Here is a 20,863-nt window from a genome sequence, read left to right on the forward strand (position 1 = left end):
AGATCGGCGCGACCCGGCCAATGTCGACGACTGTGCCTCACCGATCGCCGCGGAAGGGCACGATGGTCCACAACGCGCGCGACTCAAGGAGGAGACCGGATGGGCGATCCAAGGGTGCTCGGCATCGTACTGGCCGGCGGTGAAGGAAAACGCCTCTCCCCGCTGACGCTGGACCGGGCCAAGCCCGCGGTCCCGTTCGGCGGGTTGTATCGCCTCATCGATTTCGCATTGTCGAACCTGGTCAACGCCGGGGTGCTGCGGATCGCGGTGCTCACCCAGTACAAGAGCCACAGCCTCGACCGCCACATCACCACGACCTGGCGGATGAGCAATCTGCTCGGAAACTACGTCACCCCGGTTCCCGCCCAGCAGCGCCTCGGCCCGCACTGGTACACGGGTTCGGCCGACGCGATCTACCAGTCGCTGAACCTGATCCGTGACGAACGCCCTGACCTGGTCATCGTGTTCGGCGCGGACCACGTGTACCGCATGGACCCCAGGCAGATGATCGCCCAGCACCTCGAGAACGGCGCGGGCGCCACCGTCGCGGGCATTCCCGTGCCCCGAGACGAGGCCAGTGCGTTCGGCGTTATCAAAACCGCCTCCGACGGGCTGCGGGTCGACGCGTTCCTGGAGAAGCCGGCCGACCCACCTGGGCTGCCCGGGCGCCCCGATGAGACGTTCGTGTCGATGGGCAACTATCTGTTCTCGACCGACGTGCTGGTCGAGGCGCTGCGCAAGGACGCGGCCGACGAGTCCAGCAAGCACGACATGGGCGGCAACATCATGCCGATGATGGTCGAGCAAGGCATGGCACAGGTCTACGACTTCATGAGCAACGAGGTGCCAGGCGCCGACGCCGCCAACGCCGGTTACTGGCGCGACGTGGGAACGCTGGACTCCTACTACGACGCTCATATGGATCTGTGTGCGGTGGTTCCGGTGTTCAACCTGTACAACAGCGAATGGCCGATCCTCACCCACATCCCCGCCAACCCGCCGGCGAAGTTCGTGCACGACGACGGCGACTTGGTCGGCCGGGCGATCAACAGCGTGGTGTCCAACGGCGTCATCGTCTCCGGGGCGCTCGTGCGCGACTCGGTGCTCTCCCCCGGGGTTCGGGTGGAGGACTACGCCTCGGTGGAGCGCGCGGTGATCATGGACAACACGGTGATCGGCGAAGGGGCGGTGGTCCAGAACGCGATCATCGACAAGGATGTCGTGGTGCCCGACGGTGCGGTAGTGGGGGTGGACAAGGACCACGACCTCGAGCGTGGGTTCGTCGTGTCGGACGCGGGCGTGACCGTCGTGGGCAAGGGGCAGGAGGTGGTCGCGTAAGTGCCGTCCTCCGTGCGTAATCGGTTACAGGGCACTGGAGGACGTATCGTGCGGTCAGGCCCCGCAGTTCGACCGTGGCTTTCTCCCTTGCCGAGCGCTACGGTCATTCCATCGGCAACCCCTGTGGCACAGCCCGCCAACGCCGAATTGCGAAGGGAGAAAACATGACCGGTGTGATCGAAGCCCCGAATAAATCCCCATTGTCACCCGAGGCGCTCGAAGTCGTCCGGGCGACCGCCGCCGTCGTTGCCGCACATGCCGACCAGATCACCGCCCACTTCTATCCGCGGATGTTCGCCGCCCATCCCGAGCTGTTGCGAGTGTTCAACCAGGGCAATCAGGCCACCGGTGAGCAGAGTAAGGCGCTGGCGGGGTCGGTGGTCGCCTACGCCGTGAAGCTCATCGATCCCGATGCGCCGCCGTTCGACCACGTGATGCGCCGCATCGCCTACAAGCATGTCTCGCTGGGGATCCGCCCCGAGCAGTACACCATCGTCGGGGAACACCTGCTCGCCTCGGTCGCCGAGGTGCTCGGTGACGCCGTGACACCTGAGATCGCCGCGGCATGGGGCGAGGTCTACTGGCTGTTCGCTCTGCAGCTCGTCGCCGAGGAGGCGCGTCTGTACCGGGACGCCGATGTGGACCCGGCCCGGCCGACGCGCCCCTACCGGGTGGTACGCCGGATCGACGAGACTCCCGACGTCATCACCCTCGTCCTCGAACCCACCGACGGTGCTCCCCTGCCTGCGGTCGCGCCGGGGCAGTACGTGTCGGTGTTCGTCAACCTTCCCGATGGCGGTCGGCAGCCGCGCCAGTACACCGTGTCCTCCACCGCGGTGCGGACGCGCCTGCAGATCACCGTGCGGCGGGTCCGCGGCGTCGACGGGGCGCCGGACGGCCGCGTGTCCAGCTATCTGCATGACCAGCTGCAGATCGGCGATGTGCTCGATGTGAGCGCGCCGGCGGGCGACTTCGTGCTCACCCCCACCGAGTCACCGATACTGCTCGCCAGCGCCGGAGCCGGGATCACCACGGTGTTGCCCATCGTGGAACAGATCGCGCGGACCCAGCCCCAGCGACCGGTCATCGTGGCCCACGCGGACCGCCGGGCACAGGATCACGCCCTGCGGGAGATCGTTCTGCATCTCGGACGGGAGATCGACAACTTCACGTCCTATGCCTGGTACGAAGCCGTCGACGAGGGTGACACCCGTTCGCGCAGCGGATACATGGACCTGACGGACATCCCGCTGCCCGATGACATCCAGGTCTTCACATGCGGTCCACTGCCGTTCATGCGGCATGTCAGGTCGACGTTGCTCGCCCGCGGTGTGCCTGCGACCCGCATCCGCTACGAGGTGTTCGGACCCGACCTGTGGGCCGCCCAGAGCGAGCCGCAGCCCCAGGACTAGGAGGGCGCTGAATAATCGGCGCGTCTTTCCCGAATATTGGCTTGAGCTGGGAAAATCGGTTCATGCAGGGTGTCGAGCGGGCGGATCGGGAACTTCTGGATGCGGAGGCATTGGTTGGTCATCTGGTGCCGGTGGGCAGCATGTTCGCGTTTCTTGCTGCCCATCGGCAGGACTTGTTCGGTGACAAGGAGTTCGAGGATCTGTTCCCTTCGGGGCGGGGACGGCCGTCGATTCCAGCGTCGGTGATGGCGTCGATCTTGGTGCTGCAGACCCTGCACGATCTGTCCGATCGGGAGACGGCCGAGGCGGCTCGGTGTGATCTGCGGTGGAAGGTCGCTACCGGAATGGCGTTGGACCATAATGGGTTCGACCCGACCACACTGGTGTACTGGCGTAAGCGGCTGGCGAAATCGGACCGGCCGCACCGGATCAACGAGGCGGTGCGCAAGGTCGTCGCCGAGACCGGACTGCTGGGTGACCGCCGCAAACGCGCGGTGGATTCCACCATCCTGGCTGATGCCGTTGCCACCCAGGACACCATCACCCAGCTCGTCTCGGCGATCCGGCGGGTCGGGCGGATCGTGCCTGGTGCCGCCGAGCAGATCGCGGCGGTGTGCACCGGGCATGATTACAGCCGCCCCGGCAAGCCGTCGATCGACTGGGACGAGCCGAGCGCGAAGGACGCGCTGGTCTCGGCGTTGGTCAACGATGCGAATGCGCTGCTGGAGGCGCTCGCTGTTGACCCGAACGAGGCCGAGGAGCCGGTGGCTTCGGCAGTGGGGTTGCTGGCGTTGGTCGCCGGGCAGGATGTCGAACCCGCCGAGGGATCCGACGGCACTGACGGGCGCTGGCGTATTGCCCGCAAGGTGGCACCGGACCGGGTGATTTCGACGGTGGACCCCGAGGCGCGCCACACCCGCAAGTCGCCGGAGGCACGCCGCGACGGGTTTCGGGCGCACGTGGTGGCCGAGCCGCAAACCGGGATCATCACCGACGAGGCGCTCACCAAGGCTGCCGGCACGGAGAACTCCGATGCAGCGGTGGCGGAGAAGTTCGTCACCGCCGCTGGCGGCACCGGCGATGGTGAGGCCCACGCGCCGCAGTGGTACGGCGATAGTGCTTACGGCACAGGAGATCTGCGTGGGGCGATCCACGACGCCGGACACGACGCGGTGATCAAGCCCAGGCCGATCCCTGCAGCGGTCGCGGGTGGATTCACCGTGGACGACTTCACCGTCGACGAGGCCGCCGCCGCCATGACCTGCCCGGCCGGCAACACCCGTCCCATCACCAAGACCCGTAACGTGATCTTCGGCGCACTCTGCCGCAACTGCCCGCTCGCCGTGCGCTGCACCACCTCCAAGATCGGCCGCACCATCAACCTGCACGAGCGGGACGACCTGCTCCGCCAAGCTCGCCGCGACTGGACCGACAAGCCCGACGTGCGGGAGAGGTACCGGATGAACCGGCCCAACGTGGAACGCGTCGTATCCCAGATCGCCAGCCGCGGCGGTCGCCGCCTGAAACTGCGCTACCGCGGCGTCGAGAAGAACCACGCCTGGCTCGCCCGCCGCACCGCCGGGCTCAACCTGCGCAATCTCGTCGGCCGCGGCCTCACCCGCACCGCGGGAGTCTGGACACTTACGCCGCGGACCGCCTGAAACCGCCCCACCGGGGGCCATCAGACCGTCACCGACCCCACTGCGCCCATCACCAAGGCCCGCGACGAGACCCGACAGATCGTCCCCTTCCTTGGCCCGCGATCGGCGTCTCCGGCGGCCACCCCGCAAAGCGGATCTTGTTGGCCCCAAAAACTGCCTTGTTCAGCGCCCTCCTAGAGCGCCGAGCGCTTCCACATACGGCCGCTGGGCTTCACGATCGCGGATCTCGCGGTCGAGGTGGGTGTCCTTCGGCCCGGCGTTGGCCCAGCAGCAGCTGTCGCAGACCCGAGTTGACGACGACAGAACGGCACTACCTTCCAGAGACAGACCCGCGGCCCTGACGTCCGGTCGGCGCTCGACAAATTCGCTGGTCAGGAAGTGGAGTGTGAAGTGCCCCCGGCAGGATTCGAACCTGCGACACCGGCTTTAGGAGAGCCGTGCTCTATCCCCTGAGCTACGAGGGCTGGCGCGCTGAGCTTACCTGCCCACGGCGGGCCCGCCGCACCTCCGGCCGAGGTGTCGACGCCACCACGCGTCGGCGCAGCTCGTCGATCATCTTCGCAGCTCGGCACGTCGGGCCCGCACGATGTGTTATGTGGCCCGGCTCGGCGGCCTGCCGACACACTCAAACGGGAGGCGACCAGTCGCCTTCCGGTCACCTTGCGTCCCGCCCTTCGGGTCGGTTGCGCGACGGTGCGATCGTTGCACCAGGGCGATGTCGGCCCAGTCCGGAAGTCCGGACATCGACTGGACGGCCACGGCCAATCATGCGGCCACCCAGGGTCATTCACGGTCTGCGCTAATCAAGCCGGGGGATCGTTTTCCGCGTTCTCCGCCGCCTGCGCCGAACCGACCGGATGATCGGTGTCGCGTGGATCGAAACCGCCCGCATCCCGTGTATCGCTGTGTTGAGCATCGGTTTTGGGATCTTCGCGGTTCATGGGAAACCTTTCGTTGTTTGTCCAACTGATTCGTGGGGATTGCGTGTCGGCCGGCGCGGCGGGCGAGCCGATGTCTGAAGCCCGCCCAGCCGCGCCCGTGCCTACGTGCAGATCTCGACCTCTGCGGTCGCCTGGATGAGCGCCAGCAGTTCCTTGTCCAGACCGGGCGCGAACTGCTCGCGCCGTTCCGGGGCGATAGTCATCGGGAAGCCGTCGGGCATCACGGCGGTGCTGAGTTCGGTGCCGTCGTTGGACGGCGACGCGCCGCGGTACAGCTTGGCGGCCTGGCTTTGGTTCTCAGCGCTGAACGTGTACTGGATGCTCTGTAACCCGAGGTCGAGGAGCTTTTGACCTCCGGAGACTGCGCGGCGTTGGTCTTGGGAATCGGCAGGGCGGCGCCCCAGTCGACGCCAAGGCTCTCCAACGCCTTCGCGAAGGCGTTCTCGTGGGCCTGACCGCGAACGATCAGGTAGGCGATCGTCGAGCGGGCCGTCTTGTTGTCGGTCATCTCGTAGATACGGCACTTCTGCAGCCGTCCGGTCGACTCCAGCATCAGGTTGTACATCAGGTTGAGGACCAGATTCCCGCTGTTGTACACGTAGGACCCGCTCCGGGGGTTGCCGGCGGCGTCCACCGGAAGCGCCCCCTGAGCCCCGACGAGGTAGTGGTGAATGTTGCTGGTATCCAACGCGATCTTCAACGGCGTCGCGCCGCTGGCGCTCGGTTCGTCAACCGGGTCGGTCTTCTTGCCGTTGTATTCGGGTGATCCATCCAGTAGCCGGGAGATGGTCGTTCCGATGAGTTCGACGTGACTGATCTCTTCGGTCCCGACGCGTTGAAGTAGGTCCTTGTAGGGCTTGGAAGTCGCATCGCCGCGACAATTTGTGCTTTGAAAGAGGTATTGCATCATTGTGCGCATCTCACCGAACTGGCCTCCTAACCCCTCCTGCAATGAGTTCGCGGCGGCAGGGTCCGGTTGGTCTACGGCTATTTCGTTGATGAATTGCGCTGTGTGTAAGTATATTTCACTCCTTACCTGACTCAAAACTGCCGAGACGGCGCGCCGCTCGTGACGGCCTACCTGAGTGCGGCGGAGATGGCGTCGCGAGCTCGATCGAGCATCGATGCGAACGGGCCAACGGCGAAATTGAGCGCGGCAGACTCGACACCGGGGTGCGGACGGGTCGGGGCGATGGCTTGGGCAGCTCGCACGGCGGACACCATCTTCTTCAGATCGTCCGCTTCGACGTCCCGCTGCAGTCGATCGAACTCCTCGGTTTCCTCGCGCTCAGCGTGGTCGATAACTGCGGCTTTGAACAGGACCAATTCGTCGAGAAACTCCTGCGAGTCGACGTCCATGTCCTCGAGTGCTGCGAGTTGCTCCTTGGCTTCGTGCTCCTCCCGCAGTCGAGCGTCGACAATGATGTCACCGCCCTGGATATCTCGCCGCGCGCGCGGATGAACCACCATCTCCTCGGCCGTTTCGTGCACCGCTAGCAGGTGCCGCAGGTCAACAAAGGCCTTCTCTCGCGCCTTCGATCCGGACGCATGAAGCACGTCGTCGAACATGTCTTTGATCTGGTTGTGTTGTCCTCGAAGGAACTCAACTACGTCATCGGTCGACTGTACAAACGTCTCTACCACGGCATATACCTCTGATTTCAAGATCTCGAACGAAGAGCGCGGACTGTGCGCTACGGACAGGATTGCCGAAAGATGGCCGACCAAACGTGAGCTCATCGACGGGGCACGAACCCCGCATCCGACGTTTGGCGCCACGACGCAGCGGGAACTTCTTCGCAGCGCGCCGCACGCCGCGGCGGGATATGGAGAGCCACCCCCAGATCCGGCCCGTCGTCGAGCATTCCGACGGGCCGGGTCGATGTTGCGAGGTCTCATGACCAGTCACCCCACCATCGGTGTCGAGGAGGAGTTCTTGCTCGTCGACCCGAACTCCGGAGCACCGCTTGCCCGCAACCGGCAAGTGGCCGAGCACGCGACCGCCCGAGGCGTGGAGCTACAACTCGAGCTCACCAGCTGCCAGGTCGAGACGACCACCGGGGTGCTGAGCAGCAGCGCGCAGCTGCGCGACGAACTGGCCCGGCTGCGCCACACCGCCGCCGCCGGCGCCCACGCCGCCGGGGCCCAGCTGCTCGCGGCCGGACTGCCGCCGGCCGTGCCGCAGGAGTTCCCGATCACCGACACACCGCGCTACCGCACCATCGCCGAACGGTTCGGCATGATCGCCCGCGAGCAGGGAATCTGCGGGTGCCATGTGCACGTCGCGGTGCCGACCCGGGAGCTCGCGATCCGGGTCAGCAACCGGCTTCGCCCGTGGCTTCCCCTGCTGCTGGCGCTCACCGCGAACTCCGCCATCTACCGCAACGCCGACACGGGCTATGCCAGCTGGCGGCGCATCCTTTGGGCGCGCTGGCCCAGCGCCGGACCGCCGCCGCACCTGGACTCCGCCGACGAGTACGACGCGGTGCTCCAGATGCTGCTGCACGCGGGGGCGGTGCTCGACGACGGCATGATCTATTGGGATGTCCGCCCGTCGGCCAACTTCCCGACGGTCGAGGTCCGGGTTGCCGACGTGCCTGCCACCATCGCCGAAACGGTGCTGCTGGCGACGCTCGTCAGGGCCGCCGTCATGACCGCCCTCGAGGACGAGCGGCGGCGGGAGGGGACACCGCGCATCGCCGCGCACGCGCTGGAAGCCGCCTACTGGAAATCGGCGCGCGACGGCCTGGACGGCGACGCGATCGATCTCGTCGACAGCCACGCCGTTCTACCCGCCCGTGAACTGCTGGATCGGTTCGTCGAGCGCATCCGGCCGGCACTGGAAGCGCTCGGCGACTACGACATGGTGCGCGCGGAGGTCGCGCGGATCACCGAGGAAGGCAACGGTGCGACGCGGCAGCGACGGGCCTGGCAGCGTCGCGGCGAGGTAGCGGACGTGATCGAGGAACTCGCCAGCGCGGCCCTGCGCACGTGAGTGTCAGGTCAACGGCAGCGCGGCGAAGGGCGGGGTCGTGGGTTGCTGAGAACCCTCACCCGGCTCGACGGTGAACGCCAGCGTCTGCGAGTCTCCGAGGTCGGGCAAGACCGCGGTGGTCGACGGTGCGACCGCCTGCGCATTCATCGTGCCCGCGGAGTGGGACCCTGCGGAATCGATCAGCCACATTTGGTAGACGGTGCCCGGCTCGGGCGGCGTGACATTGTTCATCACGAGCACACCCGCGTTCCGCTCCCGCGAGAACACCAGCGTCGCCGTCCCGCCGGTCGGGATGTCGCCGGAAACCGTCCGCACGTCGGATGCGGCGAACACCTGCTCGGCGGTCGACGGGGTGGGCGCCGGACGCAGCGGTCGCACGACCGCGTCGGACGGGCCGGGACTGACCGCCTCCAGCAGGCGCTCCCGCAGCTGCTGGGGAGGCTCGACGGCGGTGCTCGCCGACACCACCGCCATGGTTTCCCTGACGGCCCTGACCTCGTCGAGGAACGACGCCACCGCATCCGGTGCTGCCGTGGCCAGCCACTGCTCGATCTGAGCCCGTTCGGTCTCCGAGACCGCATGCAGCGCATACGGTGTCGCCAGTTCTCTCATGTCGGGTTGCACCGGTTCTGTCATGCGAACCCCAGGCAGTTCCGCAGGCCCCGGATACCGTCGCGCATCCGCGATTTGATGGTCGCCAGGTTTGCCGACAAGCGTTCGGAAACCTGCGCGTAGGTCAGCCCGTCGTAGTACGCCAGCTGGATGGCCTGGCGCTGGGCGTCGGTGAGCGAGTCGAGGCAATCGGCCACCCGGCGCCGTTCGTCGTGCAGGATCACCGCATCGGCCACATGGTCGGCGGGGGTGTCGACGGTCGTCGCGCCATACCGGGACTCCCGCTGACTGGCGGCCTGCTCGGCGCGCACCCGGTCGACCGCACGCCGATGCGCAAGGGTCAGCAGCCACGCCAAGGGGGATCCCGCCGCGGGATCGTAGCTGTCCGCGGTCCGCCAAACCTGCAGGTAGACCTCCTGCGTGGTCTCCTCGCTGTAGCCGGGGTCGCGCAGCACCCGAGAGACCATCCCGAACACCCTGGCGCGCGTGTGATCGTAGAACGTCGCAAACGCGTCGACATCCCGTCGCCCCACCCGGCGCAGCAGCTCGTCGAGTTCGGTGGACACAAGCCGTAGCCTAACGGTGCGCGCCAGCGTCGTCACACTAATCGGGAGTTCGGCGATCACCGCATCAAAGGCGAAGTGCACGAACGATACTCGGCGAGCACGGTGGCCATTGCCGCGATGGACGCCGTCACCCCGAGGTCGCGCGCGCGAACGTCCACTGATACACATCGAGGTAACCCGACCGGAAGCCGGCCTCCGAGTAGGCCAGATACAGTTCCCACATCCGCCGGAACACGTCGTCGAACCCCAGCGCCGCCATCTCTTGGTGACGGGACAGGAACCTGTCTCGCCACAGCCGCAGGGTTTCCGCGTAGTGCGGTCGCAGCGAGCACATGTCCACCGTTCGTAAGTCCGTGTGGCTCCGCGTGATTCCGAGGATGGCCTCGGTCGACGGCAGCAGACCGCCGGGGAAGATGTACTTCTGGATCCAGGTATAGGTGTTGCGGCTGGCCAGCATCCGGTCGTGCGGCATCGTGATGGCCTGGATCGCCACCCGCCCGCCCGGCGCGGTCAGACGGTCCAGCGTCCGGAAGTACGTCGGCCAGAACCGGTAGCCGACAGCCTCCACCATCTCCACGGACACCACGGCGTCGTACTGCCCTTCGGCGTCGCGGTAGTCGCACAGATCGACCATCACCCGGTCATCCAACCCGGCCTGGGCGACCCGTTGCCGGGCCAGGGCCTGCTGTTCGGACGACAGCGTGATCGATCGGATGTGCGCGCCGCGTTCCGCGGCCTGGATGCACAACTGTCCCCAGCCGGTGCCGATCTCCAGCACCCTGCTCCCGCGGCCCACCCGTGCGGTGTCGAGGAGCCGATCGATCTTGCGGCGCTGCGCGTCGGCCAACGCTGCCGGGGTGCGGGTCGGCAGCGTGTCGAAGAGTGCACTGGAGTACGTCATCGTCTCGTCGAGGAACATGCCGAACAGCTCGTTGGACAGGTCGTAATGGCTGGCGATGTTGCGCCGGGCGTGGTCACGGTTGTTGTGCTCGGTACGTGGCCGCCTGCTCAACGCGATCGGCCGAAATCGCTGCAGCACAACGGGAATCAGAGACGGGGCAGACTTGGCGAACTCGGTGAGCAGACCGGCCAGATCGTCGGATGTCCATTCCCCTGCCATGTAGGATTCGCCGAAGCCGATCAGGCCGTAGCGCCCGATCCGGCGCGCGAGCGCGTCGGGCCGGTGGATCACCATGGTGGGCAGCGTCGGATCCGCCGCGCCGATCACCGACCCGTCGGGGTAACTGAGCCGCAGCGGCAGCCGGGCAGCGGCACGGCGGAGCAGCCCGTCCGCGACCCGGCCCGAGAGGGCCCCGACGGGACCGCGCGGCACCCGCAACACATCCGGCCAGCGATCGGGATCGATTGCGGCCGAATAGTTTCCGTCGGTGCACGGGCGACCTGCGCGGTCGATGCTCACCACTGACGAATCCTTTCTCTGGTGACTGTTCGCTTCCGCGGCACCACCGGCACTCGGCGCAGCCACAGCGTGATTCCCTGGATACGAATGCCCAACGCGCCCATCAGCGGCGCCAGCGGGGCGATCACCTGAAGGCGGGCGAGGTCGCGCACCGGGCGCCGGGTTCCGCGCAATGTCGCGACGAAGGCGGGCTGATTCTCGCGGTGCAGCGAGATCGTCACGTCCAGTGCGGCGTCCGGCCGCGGCGCGCGCACCAGGTAGTAGCCCTCGACATCGTTGAACGGCGAGACGTAGAGCCGCTTTTCGACCAGGGCGGGACTTGTGCCGTCCGGCGGAAGCAAATAGGCGTGCCGCTCGCCATAGGTGTTGTGCACCTCCGCCACGATGTGGCGAAGGACGCCGTCGGCGTCGTGGCACCAATACAGGCTCAGTGGATTGAACACGAACCCAAGCACCCTGGCCTGCAGCAACGCGGTGATGCGCCCGCCAGGCAGCTCCGCACCGCGGCCGGCAAGGAACGCGTCGAGGCGCTGACGCAACGTCTGGCCCTGGTCTGCGGAGAAGTGATCGTCGGGCGAGAATCGGGCGAACGGGCGCAGCCACGGCGGCAGGTTCGGCGGTTCGTCGATGTCGATGTACCAGCTGTAGCCCCGATATTCGAAGTAGTGGTACACCGGGGCGCGGCGCAGATGGGTGATGCGCGTGCGATAGAGCGCGGGGGTCAGCATGACAGAGCCGCCATCCTGGTGCGGGTGGCCTCAGGCCAGCGGGATCCCAGCCGGTGCGCCGCGCGCAGGCCCGACGCGGCGCCGTCCTCGTGGAAACCCCACCCGTGGTAGGCGCCTGCGAACACCAGTCGGTCGTCGTCAAGGGAGGGCAGAAGCCGTTGGGCGGCAACAGACTCCACGGTGTACTCCGGATGGCGGTAGGTCATCTCCGCCAGCACCCGCGAGGGGTCGACGCGGCCGTGCCCGCCCAGGGTGACCAGGAACCGGCGCGGCCCCTGGAGCCGCATCAGCCGGGTGACGTCGTAGGTCACCAGCACGGCGTCGTCACCGGGGGTGACCAGGTAGTTCCACGACGCCCGGGCGCGGCGGTGCCGCGGCAGCACCGACTCATCGGTGTGCAGCTGAGCGTGATTCGTCGAATACCGCATCGCGCCGAGCACCCTCCGCTCGGCGGCGGTCGGCTCGGCGAGCATCAGCAGCGCCTGGTCGGGATGCGACGCGATCACGGCTGCGTCGAAAAGCCTTGTGCGGGAATGTCCTGCGCTGACCAGCACCCCCTCGGCCACTCGATGCACCGCCCGCACCGGCGTCCCTGCGGACAGCTCGTGAACGCGGGAGAGGATCCGCTCGACATAGGTTGCCGAACCGCCCACCACGGTGCGCCACGCGGGCGAGCCGAACACCGACAGCATGCCGTGATGCTCCAGGAAGGTGAACAGGTAGCGGGCCGGATAGGCCATCGCGTCGCCGGGCGGGCACGACCAGACCGCGGCCACCAGCGGCGTCATGAACAACTCGACGAAGTAGCGCGAGAAGCCGTGCCGGTCGAGAAACGCGCCCAGGGTCTCGATGTCATCGGGTTCACCGGCCAGCACGCGTGTCGCCGCCCGATGGAACCGAGTGACCTCGGCCAGCATGCGGAGATACCGCGCCCTGCCAAGCGTGGACAGGGACGGGATCAACCCGGACAGGCCGCGCGCCCCCGCGTACTCGAGCCCGCTCGCCTCGTCGCGCACCGACATCGACATCTCGGTCGGTTGCGTCGCGACGCCGAGCTCGTCGAACAACCGGCACAGCGTCGGATAGGTGCGCTCGTTGTGCACCAGGAACGCCGAGTCGACGCCGACCACGTAACCGTCGCCGCGGTCCAGGTAGTGGGTGTGCGCGTGTCCGCCGAACCGGGTGTCGGCCTCGTACAGCGTCACGAGGTTGTCGGCCGAGAGGGCATAGGCGGCCGTCAGGCCTGCCACACCGCTACCGATCACGGCGATCGAGCGCCGGTTGGGATGTCTGTGTTCCACAACCCCTATTCGGAGCCGGTCGGCCGCAGGATTGGACCCTGTGTTGTCTGGGGCGGCGCGTAGTGTGCCGTCCATGCCGGCGACCCTCTTCCGCAACGGGACCATCTGGACCGCCACCCGCGACGGCTCGACCGACGCGCTGCTGGTCGTCGACGGTGTCGTCCACGCCGTCGGCGAGGCCGCGCGGGTGGCGGCGGGGTCGGCCGACGAGGTGGACCTCGACGGCGGCTTCCTCATGCCGTCCTTCGGCGACGGGCACGCGCATCCACTTCTGGGCGGTCTGGAATTCGCGGGTCCGCCGGTGCGCCCGTGCTCCTCGGTGGACGAGATCGTCGAGTCGGTGCGCACGTTCGCCGCGCAACACCCCGAGCTTGACTGGATCGTGGGCGCGTCCTACGACAGCAGCCTGGCCCCCGAAGGCCTGTTCGACGCCCGCTGGCTCGACGCGGCGGTACCCGATCGCCCGGTCGCGTTGCGCGCGTGGGACTACCACACCATGTGGTGCAACTCCGTTGCGCTGGACCGGGCCGGCATCACCGCCGACACTCCCGATCCCGTGCTCGGCGAGATTCCGCACCGAGCCGACGGATCGGTGCTGGGCACGCTGCGCGAATGGGGCGCCATCGACCTGATGACTGCCGTGATCCCGAACCGTGACGAGGCCGTCCGGGTGGCCGCGCTGGGCGCCGCCGCCGACTATTACCTGGCCCGCGGCGTGACCTGGGTGCAGGACGCCTGGGTGGAGCCCGGCGACGTCGACACCTATATCGCCGCGGCGCGAGACGATGCCCTGCGGTTGCGGTTCAACCTCGGGCTCTACGCCGACCCGCGCCACATCGATTCGCAGCTCGGCCATTTCGCGAGCGCCCGCGACCGGGTGAGGGAGCTGGCGTCGCCGTTGCTCACCGCCAACACCGTCAAGTTCTTCGCCGACGGCGTGGTGGAGAACGAGACCGGCGCGCTGCTGGCGCCTTACTGCTCCGCGCTGCACTCGCATCCCAGGGGGCAGGAGCGAAGCGACTCGGGGGATAGGCACGGCATGCGGGTGTGGGAGGGGCAGTCGCTGGCCGAGGCGGCGCAACGGGTCGACGAGCTGGGCCTGCAGATCCACGTCCACGCCATCGGCGACGCCGCGGTGCGTCAGGCGCTCGACGCGATCGAGTACGTCATCGCCACCAACGGTCCACGTGACCGGCGCCCGGTGATCGCGCACGCCCAGCTCGTCGACGACGCCGACATCGGTCGGTTCGCGCAGCTCGGCGTCATCCCGAACATGCAGCCGCTCTGGGCCCAGCAGGACGCGCTGATGACGGTGCTGACGGTGCCGAGGCTGGGACTCGAACGCGCCGACAAGCAGTACCGGCTGCGCACCCTGGTCGACTCGGGGGCGCGGTTGGCCTTCGGCTCGGACTGGCCGGTGTCCTCCGGTGCGCCCCTGGACGGCATCTCGGTGGCGGTGTCGCGTCAGACCGTCGACGGTGACCCGGAGGGTGGCTGGACACCCGCGGAGATCCTTCCCGGGGAGCGGGCCCTTTCGGCCTACACCGCGGGCGTCGCGGTGCAGGCGTTCGCCGAGGGCAACTGGGGGCAGATCACACCGGGAGCAAGCGCTGATCTGGTTTTGCTGGATCGTGACCCGCGCGACACGCCCGCGTTGGCGATTCCGTCGATATCCGTGCGCGCGACCTATCTGAGGGGCAAGCTCGGATATTCGTCAGCCAGCTGAGGGGAGTCCCCATGTCCTCCACGTCTCCGCTTGATCCGCTGCCTCATCCCGTGGCCGACGAGCACGAGGGCCATCTGCTCCGAGTCCTCGGCGTGCCGTCACTGGTGCTGTTCGGCCTGGTGTACATGGTGCCGCTCACCGTATTCACCACCTACGGCATCGTCACCGAGATCAGCGGCGGCCGGGTGGCCGCCGCCTATGTGATGACACTGGTGGCAATGCTGTTCACCGCGCGGTCCTATGCGCGGATGGCCGCCGCGTACCCGGTGGCCGGCTCCGCATACGCGTACACCCAGAAGTCGTTCGGCGCTCCCGTCGGCTTCCTGGCGGGCTGGTCGCTGCTGCTCGATTACCTGTTCCTGCCGATGCTGAACTACCTGGTCATCGGGCTCTACCTCAACGCCGCTATACCCTCGCTGCCCAACTGGGCGATCATCGTGGTCACCATCGCGATCGTCACGGTGCTCAACATCATCGGCATCGTCTCGGTGGCCAGGGCCAACTTCCTGATCATCGCCCTGCAGACGGTCTTCATCATCGTCTTCGCGGTGCTGGCCGTCGTGACGTTGTCGGGCTCGGGCACCGTCGACGTGGCCGCCCCATTCGTTGGGGACGGTTCGGCGCCCGGCTTCGGTCCGGTGCTGGCGGGGGCGGCGATCCTGTGCCTGTCGTTCCTCGGATTCGACGCGGTGTCGACGTTGTCCGAGGAGGCCAAGGATCCGAAGCGCACGGTGCCGCGCGCGATCATGATCGCCACACTCCTGTGCGGCCTGATCTTCATCGCGCTGGCGTGGCTGGCCCAGCTTGTGTTCCCGTCCAACAATTTCACCGACGTCGAATCCGGTGCGCTGGACGTGATGGTGACCGCGGGTGGGACATTCCTGAACACGTTCTTTACCGCGGCCTATGTGGCCGGTGCGCTGGGGTCGGCGATCACATCGCAGGCGTCGGTGGCCCGGATCCTCTACGCGATGGGCCGCGACGGGATCCTGCCGCGACGGGTGTTCGGGCATGTCTCACCACGGTTCTCCACGCCGGTGTACGCGATCGTCGTGGTGTCGGTGATCTCGCTGCTGGCCGTGGTCATCGACCTCGCGACACTGGCGTCGGTGGTGAGTTTCGGTGCGCTGGTGGCGTTCTCGGCCGTGAACCTGTCGGTGTTCAAGCACTACTTCATCGACGGACATGAGCGTGCCGGTGGCGCGGTGATCAACAATCTGGTGCTGCCGCTGGTTGGTTTCGCGCTGACGGTGTGGCTGTGGTTCAGCCTGTCCGGTCTGACGCTGGTGATCGGATTGATCTGGCTGGCGGTCGGATTCGCGTGGCTGGCCGGGGTGACCCGCGGCTTCCAGCGCCCGACGCCGGTGCTCGAGCTCGAGGAGTAGGTGCGGCTCGCCACCTGCCCGGGCTCCCAAGTCCCGCCGCGTCCCCTCGCCGAGGGTAACGCTGGGGCGGGTTCCGGGGCGATCCCGCGCCCTGGCGTTACCGTCGGCGCGCCCGCGCCCTGCGCACCCGGCCGACGATCGCACCGTCGGTGTCGAGGACTGTCACCCGCACGATGATCCAGCCCAGTTCCTCGAGCTGTTCGAGCCGTCGCACATCGCGGTTGAATTGATCGCGGGTGAGATGGTGTGCACCCTCGTATTCGACTCCGACCTTGATCTCCTCCCAACCCATGTCGATGTATCCGACCGTCCATCCATACTCGTCGCGGACCTCGATCTGGGTCTGTGGCCGTGGAAATCCATTGCGGATCAACAGCAGTCGTAACCAGGTCTCCCTTGGCGACTCGGCACCCGCGTCGACAAGGTCCAATGCGGTTCGTGCGGCACGGATTCCGCGCATACCTCGGTGGCGCTCGACGAGGAGCTCGACGTCGGGCATCTTCAGCCGGGACGCCCGGGCCAGAGCGTCGATCGCGGTCACCGCAGCAAACAGGGGCGTGCGGCATGCCAGATCCACAGCCGTGCGGGCTGGCGTGGTGAGCGCCATCCCGTCGGCGTGACAGATCTCGTCGTCCTCGAGCCGTTCGGCCCACACCACGATTCCCGGTATGCGCCGCTTGTTGGTGTCGATGATCGTGGCGGGCAGCCGATCGTCAATCCATTTCGCCCGGTGCAGCGCCGATGCGGACAGGCCGGCGAGGACACCGCGCCGCCGGGACCGTAGCCAGGCCGCCCGGGCCCGCAGGTGAGGGGTCAGCCGAGTGCCCGCCGGCACATACACGTCGTGATGCACCGCGATGAAGCGAGACCGTAAGGCGTGCCGCGTGATTAGGCCATCCGCGAGCGCCTCGTGCCCGAGGAAAGGTATGTCCATGCACGGGAGTGTGCCGTGACCGACCGACAGGTACCCGAGGGTAACGCCAGGGCGGGAAAATCGGCGGGATGCCGCCGTGACGTTACCCTCGGCGTGGGGCGGGGGGCCGACGCGCGCGGGCTGGGGGAGGACGGCGCGCAGAACGGCTGGCCCAGCTGCGCGCCGTGGCGATCAGACCCTGCACCAGCGCGGACGTCGCAGGTGACAGGCCGTCGTCACCGGGAAGCGGGCTTCGGGGGCTGATGCCGCGGACCCGCGGGGACAGCTCGAGTTGGGTGCCCCCGTCGCGGGTCCGGTTCACCGGGTTGTGCGGATGCAGACCTCGCAGCTCGCGCGGCATCGCGTCGAGATCGGTGACCACCTGATAACCGGGTATCTGCACGTGAGCGGCCAGATGCCGCGCGAGAGTCCGGTTGCCGCCACCCGCCAGCAGTTGGGTACTGCGGCCGACCCGGCCGTAGCCGTGCACCGACACCGCGACGTCCACGTGATCGAGGAACTCCGCCAGCCGGGCCGACTCCTCGGCGCGATACCGAGCCGACGAGAGGTGGTGCGGGTACCCCTCGGGATGCCGCACCAGATACACCGACGCCCCCGCCGCTTCGGCGGCCCGCTCGGCGATCACGTCCGTCATCTTCTCCAGGCCGCCACCGTGAATGGCCATGAAACCGAACCTGGATCGCAAAATGCTGTGCTCGGTCACCGCTGGATTCTCGAGGAGCTCCGAAAGCGTTTGCGGCGCAGAAGGATCCGTCGTGAGTACCCTAATCGGCCAATGCGCGGGATCCCAGCGGCACAGGAACTCGACCCACCGCGGCGGCAGCCCGTGGTGCGTCGCACCGTCGATGATGCGCTCGAGGTACCCGACCCGCGGGGCGCCCGGGCCGACGCGGTGGTCGATGTACACCCACGCTTGCGACGGCCCAGCGTCGGTGTGCACCACCAGCCGGTCCCTGCGGTATCGCACCGGCACGCCCTCCGCGCTGTCCAGCGTTGCCAGGTCGCGATCTGTCAATTGCCACACCACGCCGTGCACCTGCGATCCGTCGAACGGCTCGACGGTGGCCACCCCTCGTTCGTTGATCAGCCAGCTGTGGTCGGACAGCATCGCCGGGCGCGGATCGGCCGCGCCGGGGCAGCGGGTGGCCATCTGCCGCACGCACAGATTGGAGCCGTAGGCGAAGTAGGTGTGCCGCCGGGCGGTATCGCGGCTGCGGATCAGCTTGCGACCGCCGGGTGAGATCTGCACCAAAACAGCCTATACGCCACTCGCGACCTGCGAAAACACCGCTGCGACCGCTCAGCCGGTCACGGTCAGGTAGATCAGCACGACGTTCAGCAGGCTGATCAGCGCCGCGACGCCCCAGCCGAGGGCCGTCGTCACCCGGTGGTTGGTGTCGGCGCCCATCAACACCCGGCTGCTGGTCAGGCGCACCAACGGGATCAGCGCGAACGGGATCCCGAACGACAGCACCACCTGCGAGATCACCAGCGCACGGCTGGGGTCGATGCCCATCGCAAGGATCGCCAGCGCCGGGATGAGCGTGACCATCCGACGCAACAGCAGCGGGTAGGACCGGCGCAGCAGCCCCTGCATGATCATCGCCCCGGCGTACGCGCCGACCGAGGTCGACGCCAGCCCGGACGCGAGCAGCCCGATCGCGAAGAGCAGCGCGACCGTCGGGCCAAGGGTGTCGCGGACCGCGGCGTGCGCGCCCTCGATGGAGTCCGTGTTGTCCCTGCCCTGCAGATTGGTCGCGGCGACGAGCAGCATCGCCAGATTCACCGCGCCCGCGACCAGCATGGCCAGGCCGACGTCGTAACGGGTGATGCGCAGCAGCGCGCGGCGCTGCGGGCCGGCCTCCGGCTGGCCGTGCCGATCCCGGGCCAGGCCGGAGTGCAGGTAAACGGCGTGCGGCATGACGGTGGCGCCCAGCATCGCGGTGGCAAGCAGGACGCTCTCGGCCCCGTCGAACCGGGGGATGAGGCCGGCCGTGACCTCCGCCGCCGTCGGCGGTTGGACGAACAGGCTCGTCAGGAACCCGATCGCGATGACCAGCAGCAGACCGCTGATCACCCGCTCGAATACCTGCTGGCCGCGGATGTTCTGGATCGCCAGCAGCAGCAGTGAGACCGCGCCGGTGATCACCCCGCCGATCAGCAACGGCAGATCGAACAGGAGGTACAGCGCGATGGCGCCGCCCACCACCTCGGCCAGATCCGTTGCCATCGCGACCAATTCGGCCTGGATCCAGTACGCGATCCTGGTTCTCGTTCGGGTGTGATCGGCGACGGCCTCCGGCAGTGACCGCCCGGTCACGAGGCCGAGTTTGGCGGACAGATACTGCACGAGCCCGGCCATCACATTGGCCATCACGATGACCCACACCAGAAGGAAGCCGTACTGGGCGCCAGCGCTGACGTTCGCGGCCACGTTGCCGGGATCCACGTAGGCGATCGCGGCCACGAACGCCGGCCCGAGCAGCGCCAAGCTCGATCGCGTGCGCCGCGCCTCGGTGTCCTGAAGCACCCGGCCCCCTAACGACTATCCGGCAAGACGAATAGAAAAGTTAGGTTAGCCGAAAAATCCGCCCCGAGCTACCGATCGCGATTACGGCCGGACGATGACCCCCGGGAAAGGCAGGCCGCAGTACGACGTGTAGCCGGCCTGGCAGCCATATCGGATGTACGGGCCGATCGGCGGCGGCGTCGTGCGGATCTGCACACTGCCGGCACTGGCGCAGCGCTGCGTGCCGGGTGCCACCTCGGTGCACTCCGGTGCCGCGGCGGCGGCAGGCGCCATGGCGATCGCCGATGCAACACCCAGCCCGGTCAGCAGAACCCTGACCGTCGTCATGGCTGCCTAGATCCCGATGCCGACGACGAAGCCGCCGAATGGATACCCGAACCACGGGTAGTTGTTGAAGTTCGGCGGCGACGTCACGATCTGTGTGCTGCCGTTGGTTTCGCACTGCGTGGTGTTCGGTGCGGTGGTGGTGCACTCCGGCGTAGCAAGCGCCGCCGGCGCCAGCGCAACTGATACGGCGGCACATCCCGCCGCCAGGACTGGCGCCAGGCCAGAGATTGCGATCCCCATGATGGCCTCCTCGACGGGCCGGGATTCGGGGTCAGCGGTCGCCGGGCCCACCCAGGTCAACGTGGGCCGGTGATCTCGTCATCCCATGGGTTGCTGGACGCCCGGTTGATCCACCGGCGCCGGCCCCGTGACCAGCTGGGAGTCGTCGGGGAGGGCGCACTCGGACATCTGGTCGTTCTGGGTGGCACCGCCGGGTGTCGTCCCGCACTGCGGGATGGTCGGCGGCGCGGGTTGCGCGAATGCGAGAGGAGCGGCCGCCACGCCGACGGCGATGCCGGCGGCTACGAACAGCGGTGCGCAGATGCGCCTGAGCGGTGGCATGCAGACTCCCTTCGCTGGCCGTGAGTCTACGCGCGCCGAACAGTGCTGTCAGAGTACGAAGAATTCGTCGTCCCACGGGAACATGCCGTACTCGGGCACCTCGGGGGTTGCGTCGATCTGGGTGTTGCCAGGCGATGCGCAGTCGGTGGTCTGACCGCCGATGACGGCGGAGCCACCGGTCGTCTCACACCCGGGCAGCAGCGGGTTGTCGGGGCCCCCACCGCCGTAGGGCTCGGCGGACGCCAGCGGAGCCGCGGCAATGGCAAGCGCCGCGCCGGCGCCGATCAACAGGCCTGTGAGTGTGCTCAGACGCGCGTACATGTCAACGAATCCTCTCAACCGGTTCCCAGCGCAGCGTACAGGCGCTGGCCCCTGATGAATGGTAGATCGAGCGCAGTGCGGACGCCCGGCGGTGCGGCCACCACG

The 20,863-nt window shown here is 67.7% G+C and carries 21 protein-coding genes and 1 tRNA gene; 6 read left to right on the plus strand and 16 right to left on the minus strand.

Translation table 11 applies throughout. The features are described from left to right. Window positions 1–99 precede the first annotated feature (99 nt). The 3 genes from glgC to ADBZ6K_RS08385 all read left to right on the plus strand — a co-directional run bounded on the left by glgC (window position 100) and on the right by ADBZ6K_RS08385 (window position 4,411). On the plus strand, window positions 100–1,338 hold the full coding sequence (gene glgC / locus ADBZ6K_RS08375; protein ID WP_526345429.1) for a glucose-1-phosphate adenylyltransferase: 1,239 nt from the start codon (window positions 100–102) through the stop codon (window positions 1,336–1,338). A gap of 164 nt (window positions 1,339–1,502) precedes the next feature. Continuing rightward, window positions 1,503–2,750, plus strand: a complete 1,248-nt coding sequence (locus ADBZ6K_RS08380) for a globin domain-containing protein (protein ID WP_526345431.1) — start codon at window positions 1,503–1,505, stop codon at window positions 2,748–2,750. Window positions 2,751–2,812: 62 nt separating this feature from the next. Further along, window positions 2,813–4,411 (plus strand): IS1182 family transposase, encoded by a 1,599-nt coding sequence (locus ADBZ6K_RS08385; RefSeq protein ID WP_526345433.1) that lies wholly within the window; start codon window positions 2,813–2,815, stop codon window positions 4,409–4,411. A gap of 391 nt (window positions 4,412–4,802) precedes the next feature. Here the strand turns inward: ADBZ6K_RS08385 and ADBZ6K_RS08390 are convergent. The 4 genes from ADBZ6K_RS08390 to ADBZ6K_RS08405 form a co-directional block, all read right to left on the minus strand. Further along, window positions 4,803–4,875, minus strand: a tRNA-Arg gene (locus ADBZ6K_RS08390). A gap of 339 nt (window positions 4,876–5,214) precedes the next feature. After that, window positions 5,215–5,352 (minus strand): hypothetical protein, encoded by a 138-nt coding sequence (locus ADBZ6K_RS08395; RefSeq protein ID WP_526345435.1) that lies wholly within the window; start codon window positions 5,350–5,352, stop codon window positions 5,215–5,217. Between the two features lie 220 nt (window positions 5,353–5,572). After that, window positions 5,573–6,397: a manganese catalase family protein gene (locus tag ADBZ6K_RS08400; protein WP_526345437.1), complete on the minus strand. Its 825-nt coding sequence runs from the start codon at window positions 6,395–6,397 to the stop codon at window positions 5,573–5,575. A 32-nt stretch (window positions 6,398–6,429) separates the two neighbouring features. Beyond that, on the minus strand, window positions 6,430–6,996 hold the full coding sequence (locus ADBZ6K_RS08405; RefSeq protein ID WP_526345841.1) for a hemerythrin domain-containing protein: 567 nt from the start codon (window positions 6,994–6,996) through the stop codon (window positions 6,430–6,432). 253 nt (window positions 6,997–7,249) lie between these two features. Between ADBZ6K_RS08405 and ADBZ6K_RS08410 the strand changes: the two genes are divergently transcribed. Further along, on the plus strand, window positions 7,250–8,347 hold the full coding sequence (locus tag ADBZ6K_RS08410; RefSeq protein WP_526345439.1) for a carboxylate-amine ligase: 1,098 nt from the start codon (window positions 7,250–7,252) through the stop codon (window positions 8,345–8,347). Window positions 8,348–8,350: 3 nt separating this feature from the next. Here the strand turns inward: ADBZ6K_RS08410 and ADBZ6K_RS08415 are convergent, their stop codons facing one another. From ADBZ6K_RS08415 to ADBZ6K_RS08435, 5 genes are all read right to left on the minus strand, one after another. Further along, a complete protein-coding gene (locus tag ADBZ6K_RS08415) occupies window positions 8,351–8,983 on the minus strand; it encodes an anti-sigma factor (RefSeq protein ID WP_526345441.1) in 633 nt (210 codons plus the stop codon). Beyond that, window positions 8,980–9,561, minus strand: a complete 582-nt coding sequence (locus tag ADBZ6K_RS08420; RefSeq protein ID WP_526345843.1) for an RNA polymerase sigma factor — start codon at window positions 9,559–9,561, stop codon at window positions 8,980–8,982. The genes ADBZ6K_RS08415 and ADBZ6K_RS08420 overlap by 4 nt, the downstream gene beginning before the upstream one ends. A 91-nt stretch (window positions 9,562–9,652) precedes the next feature. After that, window positions 9,653–10,891 (minus strand): SAM-dependent methyltransferase, encoded by a 1,239-nt coding sequence (locus ADBZ6K_RS08425; RefSeq protein ID WP_526345845.1) that lies wholly within the window; start codon window positions 10,889–10,891, stop codon window positions 9,653–9,655. 50 nt (window positions 10,892–10,941) lie between these two features. Beyond that, window positions 10,942–11,673 (minus strand): DUF1365 domain-containing protein, encoded by a 732-nt coding sequence (locus tag ADBZ6K_RS08430; RefSeq protein WP_526345443.1) that lies wholly within the window; start codon window positions 11,671–11,673, stop codon window positions 10,942–10,944. Next, entirely contained in the window at window positions 11,667–12,974 is a 1,308-nt protein-coding gene (locus ADBZ6K_RS08435; protein ID WP_526345445.1) for an NAD(P)/FAD-dependent oxidoreductase, read from the minus strand. Before ADBZ6K_RS08435 ends, ADBZ6K_RS08430 begins: the two co-directional genes overlap by 7 nt. A 73-nt stretch (window positions 12,975–13,047) precedes the next feature. On the opposite strand from ADBZ6K_RS08435, the gene ADBZ6K_RS08440 reads away from it, so the two are divergent. Next, on the plus strand, window positions 13,048–14,700 hold the full coding sequence (locus ADBZ6K_RS08440) for an amidohydrolase (protein ID WP_526345447.1): 1,653 nt from the start codon (window positions 13,048–13,050) through the stop codon (window positions 14,698–14,700). A gap of 11 nt (window positions 14,701–14,711) precedes the next feature. After that, the gene (locus tag ADBZ6K_RS08445; RefSeq protein ID WP_526345449.1) at window positions 14,712–16,085 is read left to right on the plus strand and encodes an amino acid permease; all 1,374 of its coding nucleotides are present in this window, start codon (window positions 14,712–14,714) and stop codon (window positions 16,083–16,085) included. 97 nt (window positions 16,086–16,182) lie between these two features. Here ADBZ6K_RS08445 and ADBZ6K_RS08450 read toward each other — a convergent pair whose 3' ends face one another. The 7 genes from ADBZ6K_RS08450 to ADBZ6K_RS08480 form a co-directional block, all read right to left on the minus strand. Beyond that, complete coding sequence (locus tag ADBZ6K_RS08450) at window positions 16,183–17,019, minus strand: type IV toxin-antitoxin system AbiEi family antitoxin (RefSeq protein WP_526345451.1); 837 nt, start codon at window positions 17,017–17,019, stop codon at window positions 16,183–16,185. An 82-nt stretch (window positions 17,020–17,101) separates the two neighbouring features. Continuing rightward, a complete protein-coding gene (locus ADBZ6K_RS08455) occupies window positions 17,102–18,268 on the minus strand; it encodes a poly-gamma-glutamate hydrolase family protein (protein ID WP_526345453.1) in 1,167 nt (388 codons plus the stop codon). A 51-nt stretch (window positions 18,269–18,319) separates the two neighbouring features. Continuing rightward, window positions 18,320–19,549 (minus strand): Nramp family divalent metal transporter, encoded by a 1,230-nt coding sequence (locus ADBZ6K_RS08460; RefSeq protein ID WP_526345455.1) that lies wholly within the window; start codon window positions 19,547–19,549, stop codon window positions 18,320–18,322. 81 nt (window positions 19,550–19,630) lie between these two features. Continuing rightward, the gene (locus tag ADBZ6K_RS08465; protein WP_526345457.1) at window positions 19,631–19,876 is read right to left on the minus strand and encodes a hypothetical protein; all 246 of its coding nucleotides are present in this window, start codon (window positions 19,874–19,876) and stop codon (window positions 19,631–19,633) included. 6 nt (window positions 19,877–19,882) lie between these two features. Beyond that, on the minus strand, window positions 19,883–20,116 hold the full coding sequence (locus ADBZ6K_RS08470) for a hypothetical protein (RefSeq protein ID WP_526345459.1): 234 nt from the start codon (window positions 20,114–20,116) through the stop codon (window positions 19,883–19,885). Window positions 20,117–20,194: 78 nt separating this feature from the next. Continuing rightward, window positions 20,195–20,437, minus strand: a complete 243-nt coding sequence (locus tag ADBZ6K_RS08475) for a hypothetical protein (protein ID WP_526345461.1) — start codon at window positions 20,435–20,437, stop codon at window positions 20,195–20,197. 48 nt (window positions 20,438–20,485) lie between these two features. Then, window positions 20,486–20,758, minus strand: a complete 273-nt coding sequence (locus tag ADBZ6K_RS08480) for a hypothetical protein (protein WP_526345463.1) — start codon at window positions 20,756–20,758, stop codon at window positions 20,486–20,488. Between the last annotated feature and the right edge of the window lie 105 nt (window positions 20,759–20,863).

The sequence above is a fragment of the Mycobacterium sp. genome (assembly GCF_044223235.1).
Classification (GTDB): Bacteria; Actinomycetota; Actinomycetes; order Mycobacteriales; family Mycobacteriaceae; genus Mycobacterium.

Excerpts from the sequence above, each read along its gene's own strand:
- ADBZ6K_RS08430 (WP_526345443.1), bottom strand. The coding sequence starts at position 11,673 with ATGCTGACCCCCGCGCTCTATCGCACGCGCATCACCCATCTGCGCCGC.
- glgC (WP_526345429.1), top strand. The coding sequence starts at position 100 with ATGGGCGATCCAAGGGTGCTCGGCATCGTACTGGCCGGCGGTGAAGGA.
- ADBZ6K_RS08380 (WP_526345431.1), top strand. The coding sequence starts at position 1,503 with ATGACCGGTGTGATCGAAGCCCCGAATAAATCCCCATTGTCACCCGAG.
- ADBZ6K_RS08410 (WP_526345439.1), top strand. The coding sequence starts at position 7,250 with ATGACCAGTCACCCCACCATCGGTGTCGAGGAGGAGTTCTTGCTCGTC.
- ADBZ6K_RS08445 (WP_526345449.1), top strand. The coding sequence starts at position 14,712 with ATGTCCTCCACGTCTCCGCTTGATCCGCTGCCTCATCCCGTGGCCGAC.
- ADBZ6K_RS08475 (WP_526345461.1), bottom strand. The coding sequence starts at position 20,437 with ATGCCACCGCTCAGGCGCATCTGCGCACCGCTGTTCGTAGCCGCCGGC.
- ADBZ6K_RS08440 (WP_526345447.1), top strand. The coding sequence starts at position 13,048 with ATGCCGGCGACCCTCTTCCGCAACGGGACCATCTGGACCGCCACCCGC.
- ADBZ6K_RS08465 (WP_526345457.1), bottom strand. The coding sequence starts at position 19,876 with ATGACGACGGTCAGGGTTCTGCTGACCGGGCTGGGTGTTGCATCGGCG.
- ADBZ6K_RS08450 (WP_526345451.1), bottom strand. The coding sequence starts at position 17,019 with ATGGACATACCTTTCCTCGGGCACGAGGCGCTCGCGGATGGCCTAATC.
- ADBZ6K_RS08395 (WP_526345435.1), bottom strand. The coding sequence starts at position 5,352 with ATGAACCGCGAAGATCCCAAAACCGATGCTCAACACAGCGATACACGG.
- ADBZ6K_RS08470 (WP_526345459.1), bottom strand. The coding sequence starts at position 20,116 with ATGGGGATCGCAATCTCTGGCCTGGCGCCAGTCCTGGCGGCGGGATGT.
- ADBZ6K_RS08385 (WP_526345433.1), top strand. The coding sequence starts at position 2,813 with ATGCAGGGTGTCGAGCGGGCGGATCGGGAACTTCTGGATGCGGAGGCA.
- ADBZ6K_RS08480 (WP_526345463.1), bottom strand. The coding sequence starts at position 20,758 with ATGTACGCGCGTCTGAGCACACTCACAGGCCTGTTGATCGGCGCCGGC.
- ADBZ6K_RS08415 (WP_526345441.1), bottom strand. The coding sequence starts at position 8,983 with ATGACAGAACCGGTGCAACCCGACATGAGAGAACTGGCGACACCGTAT.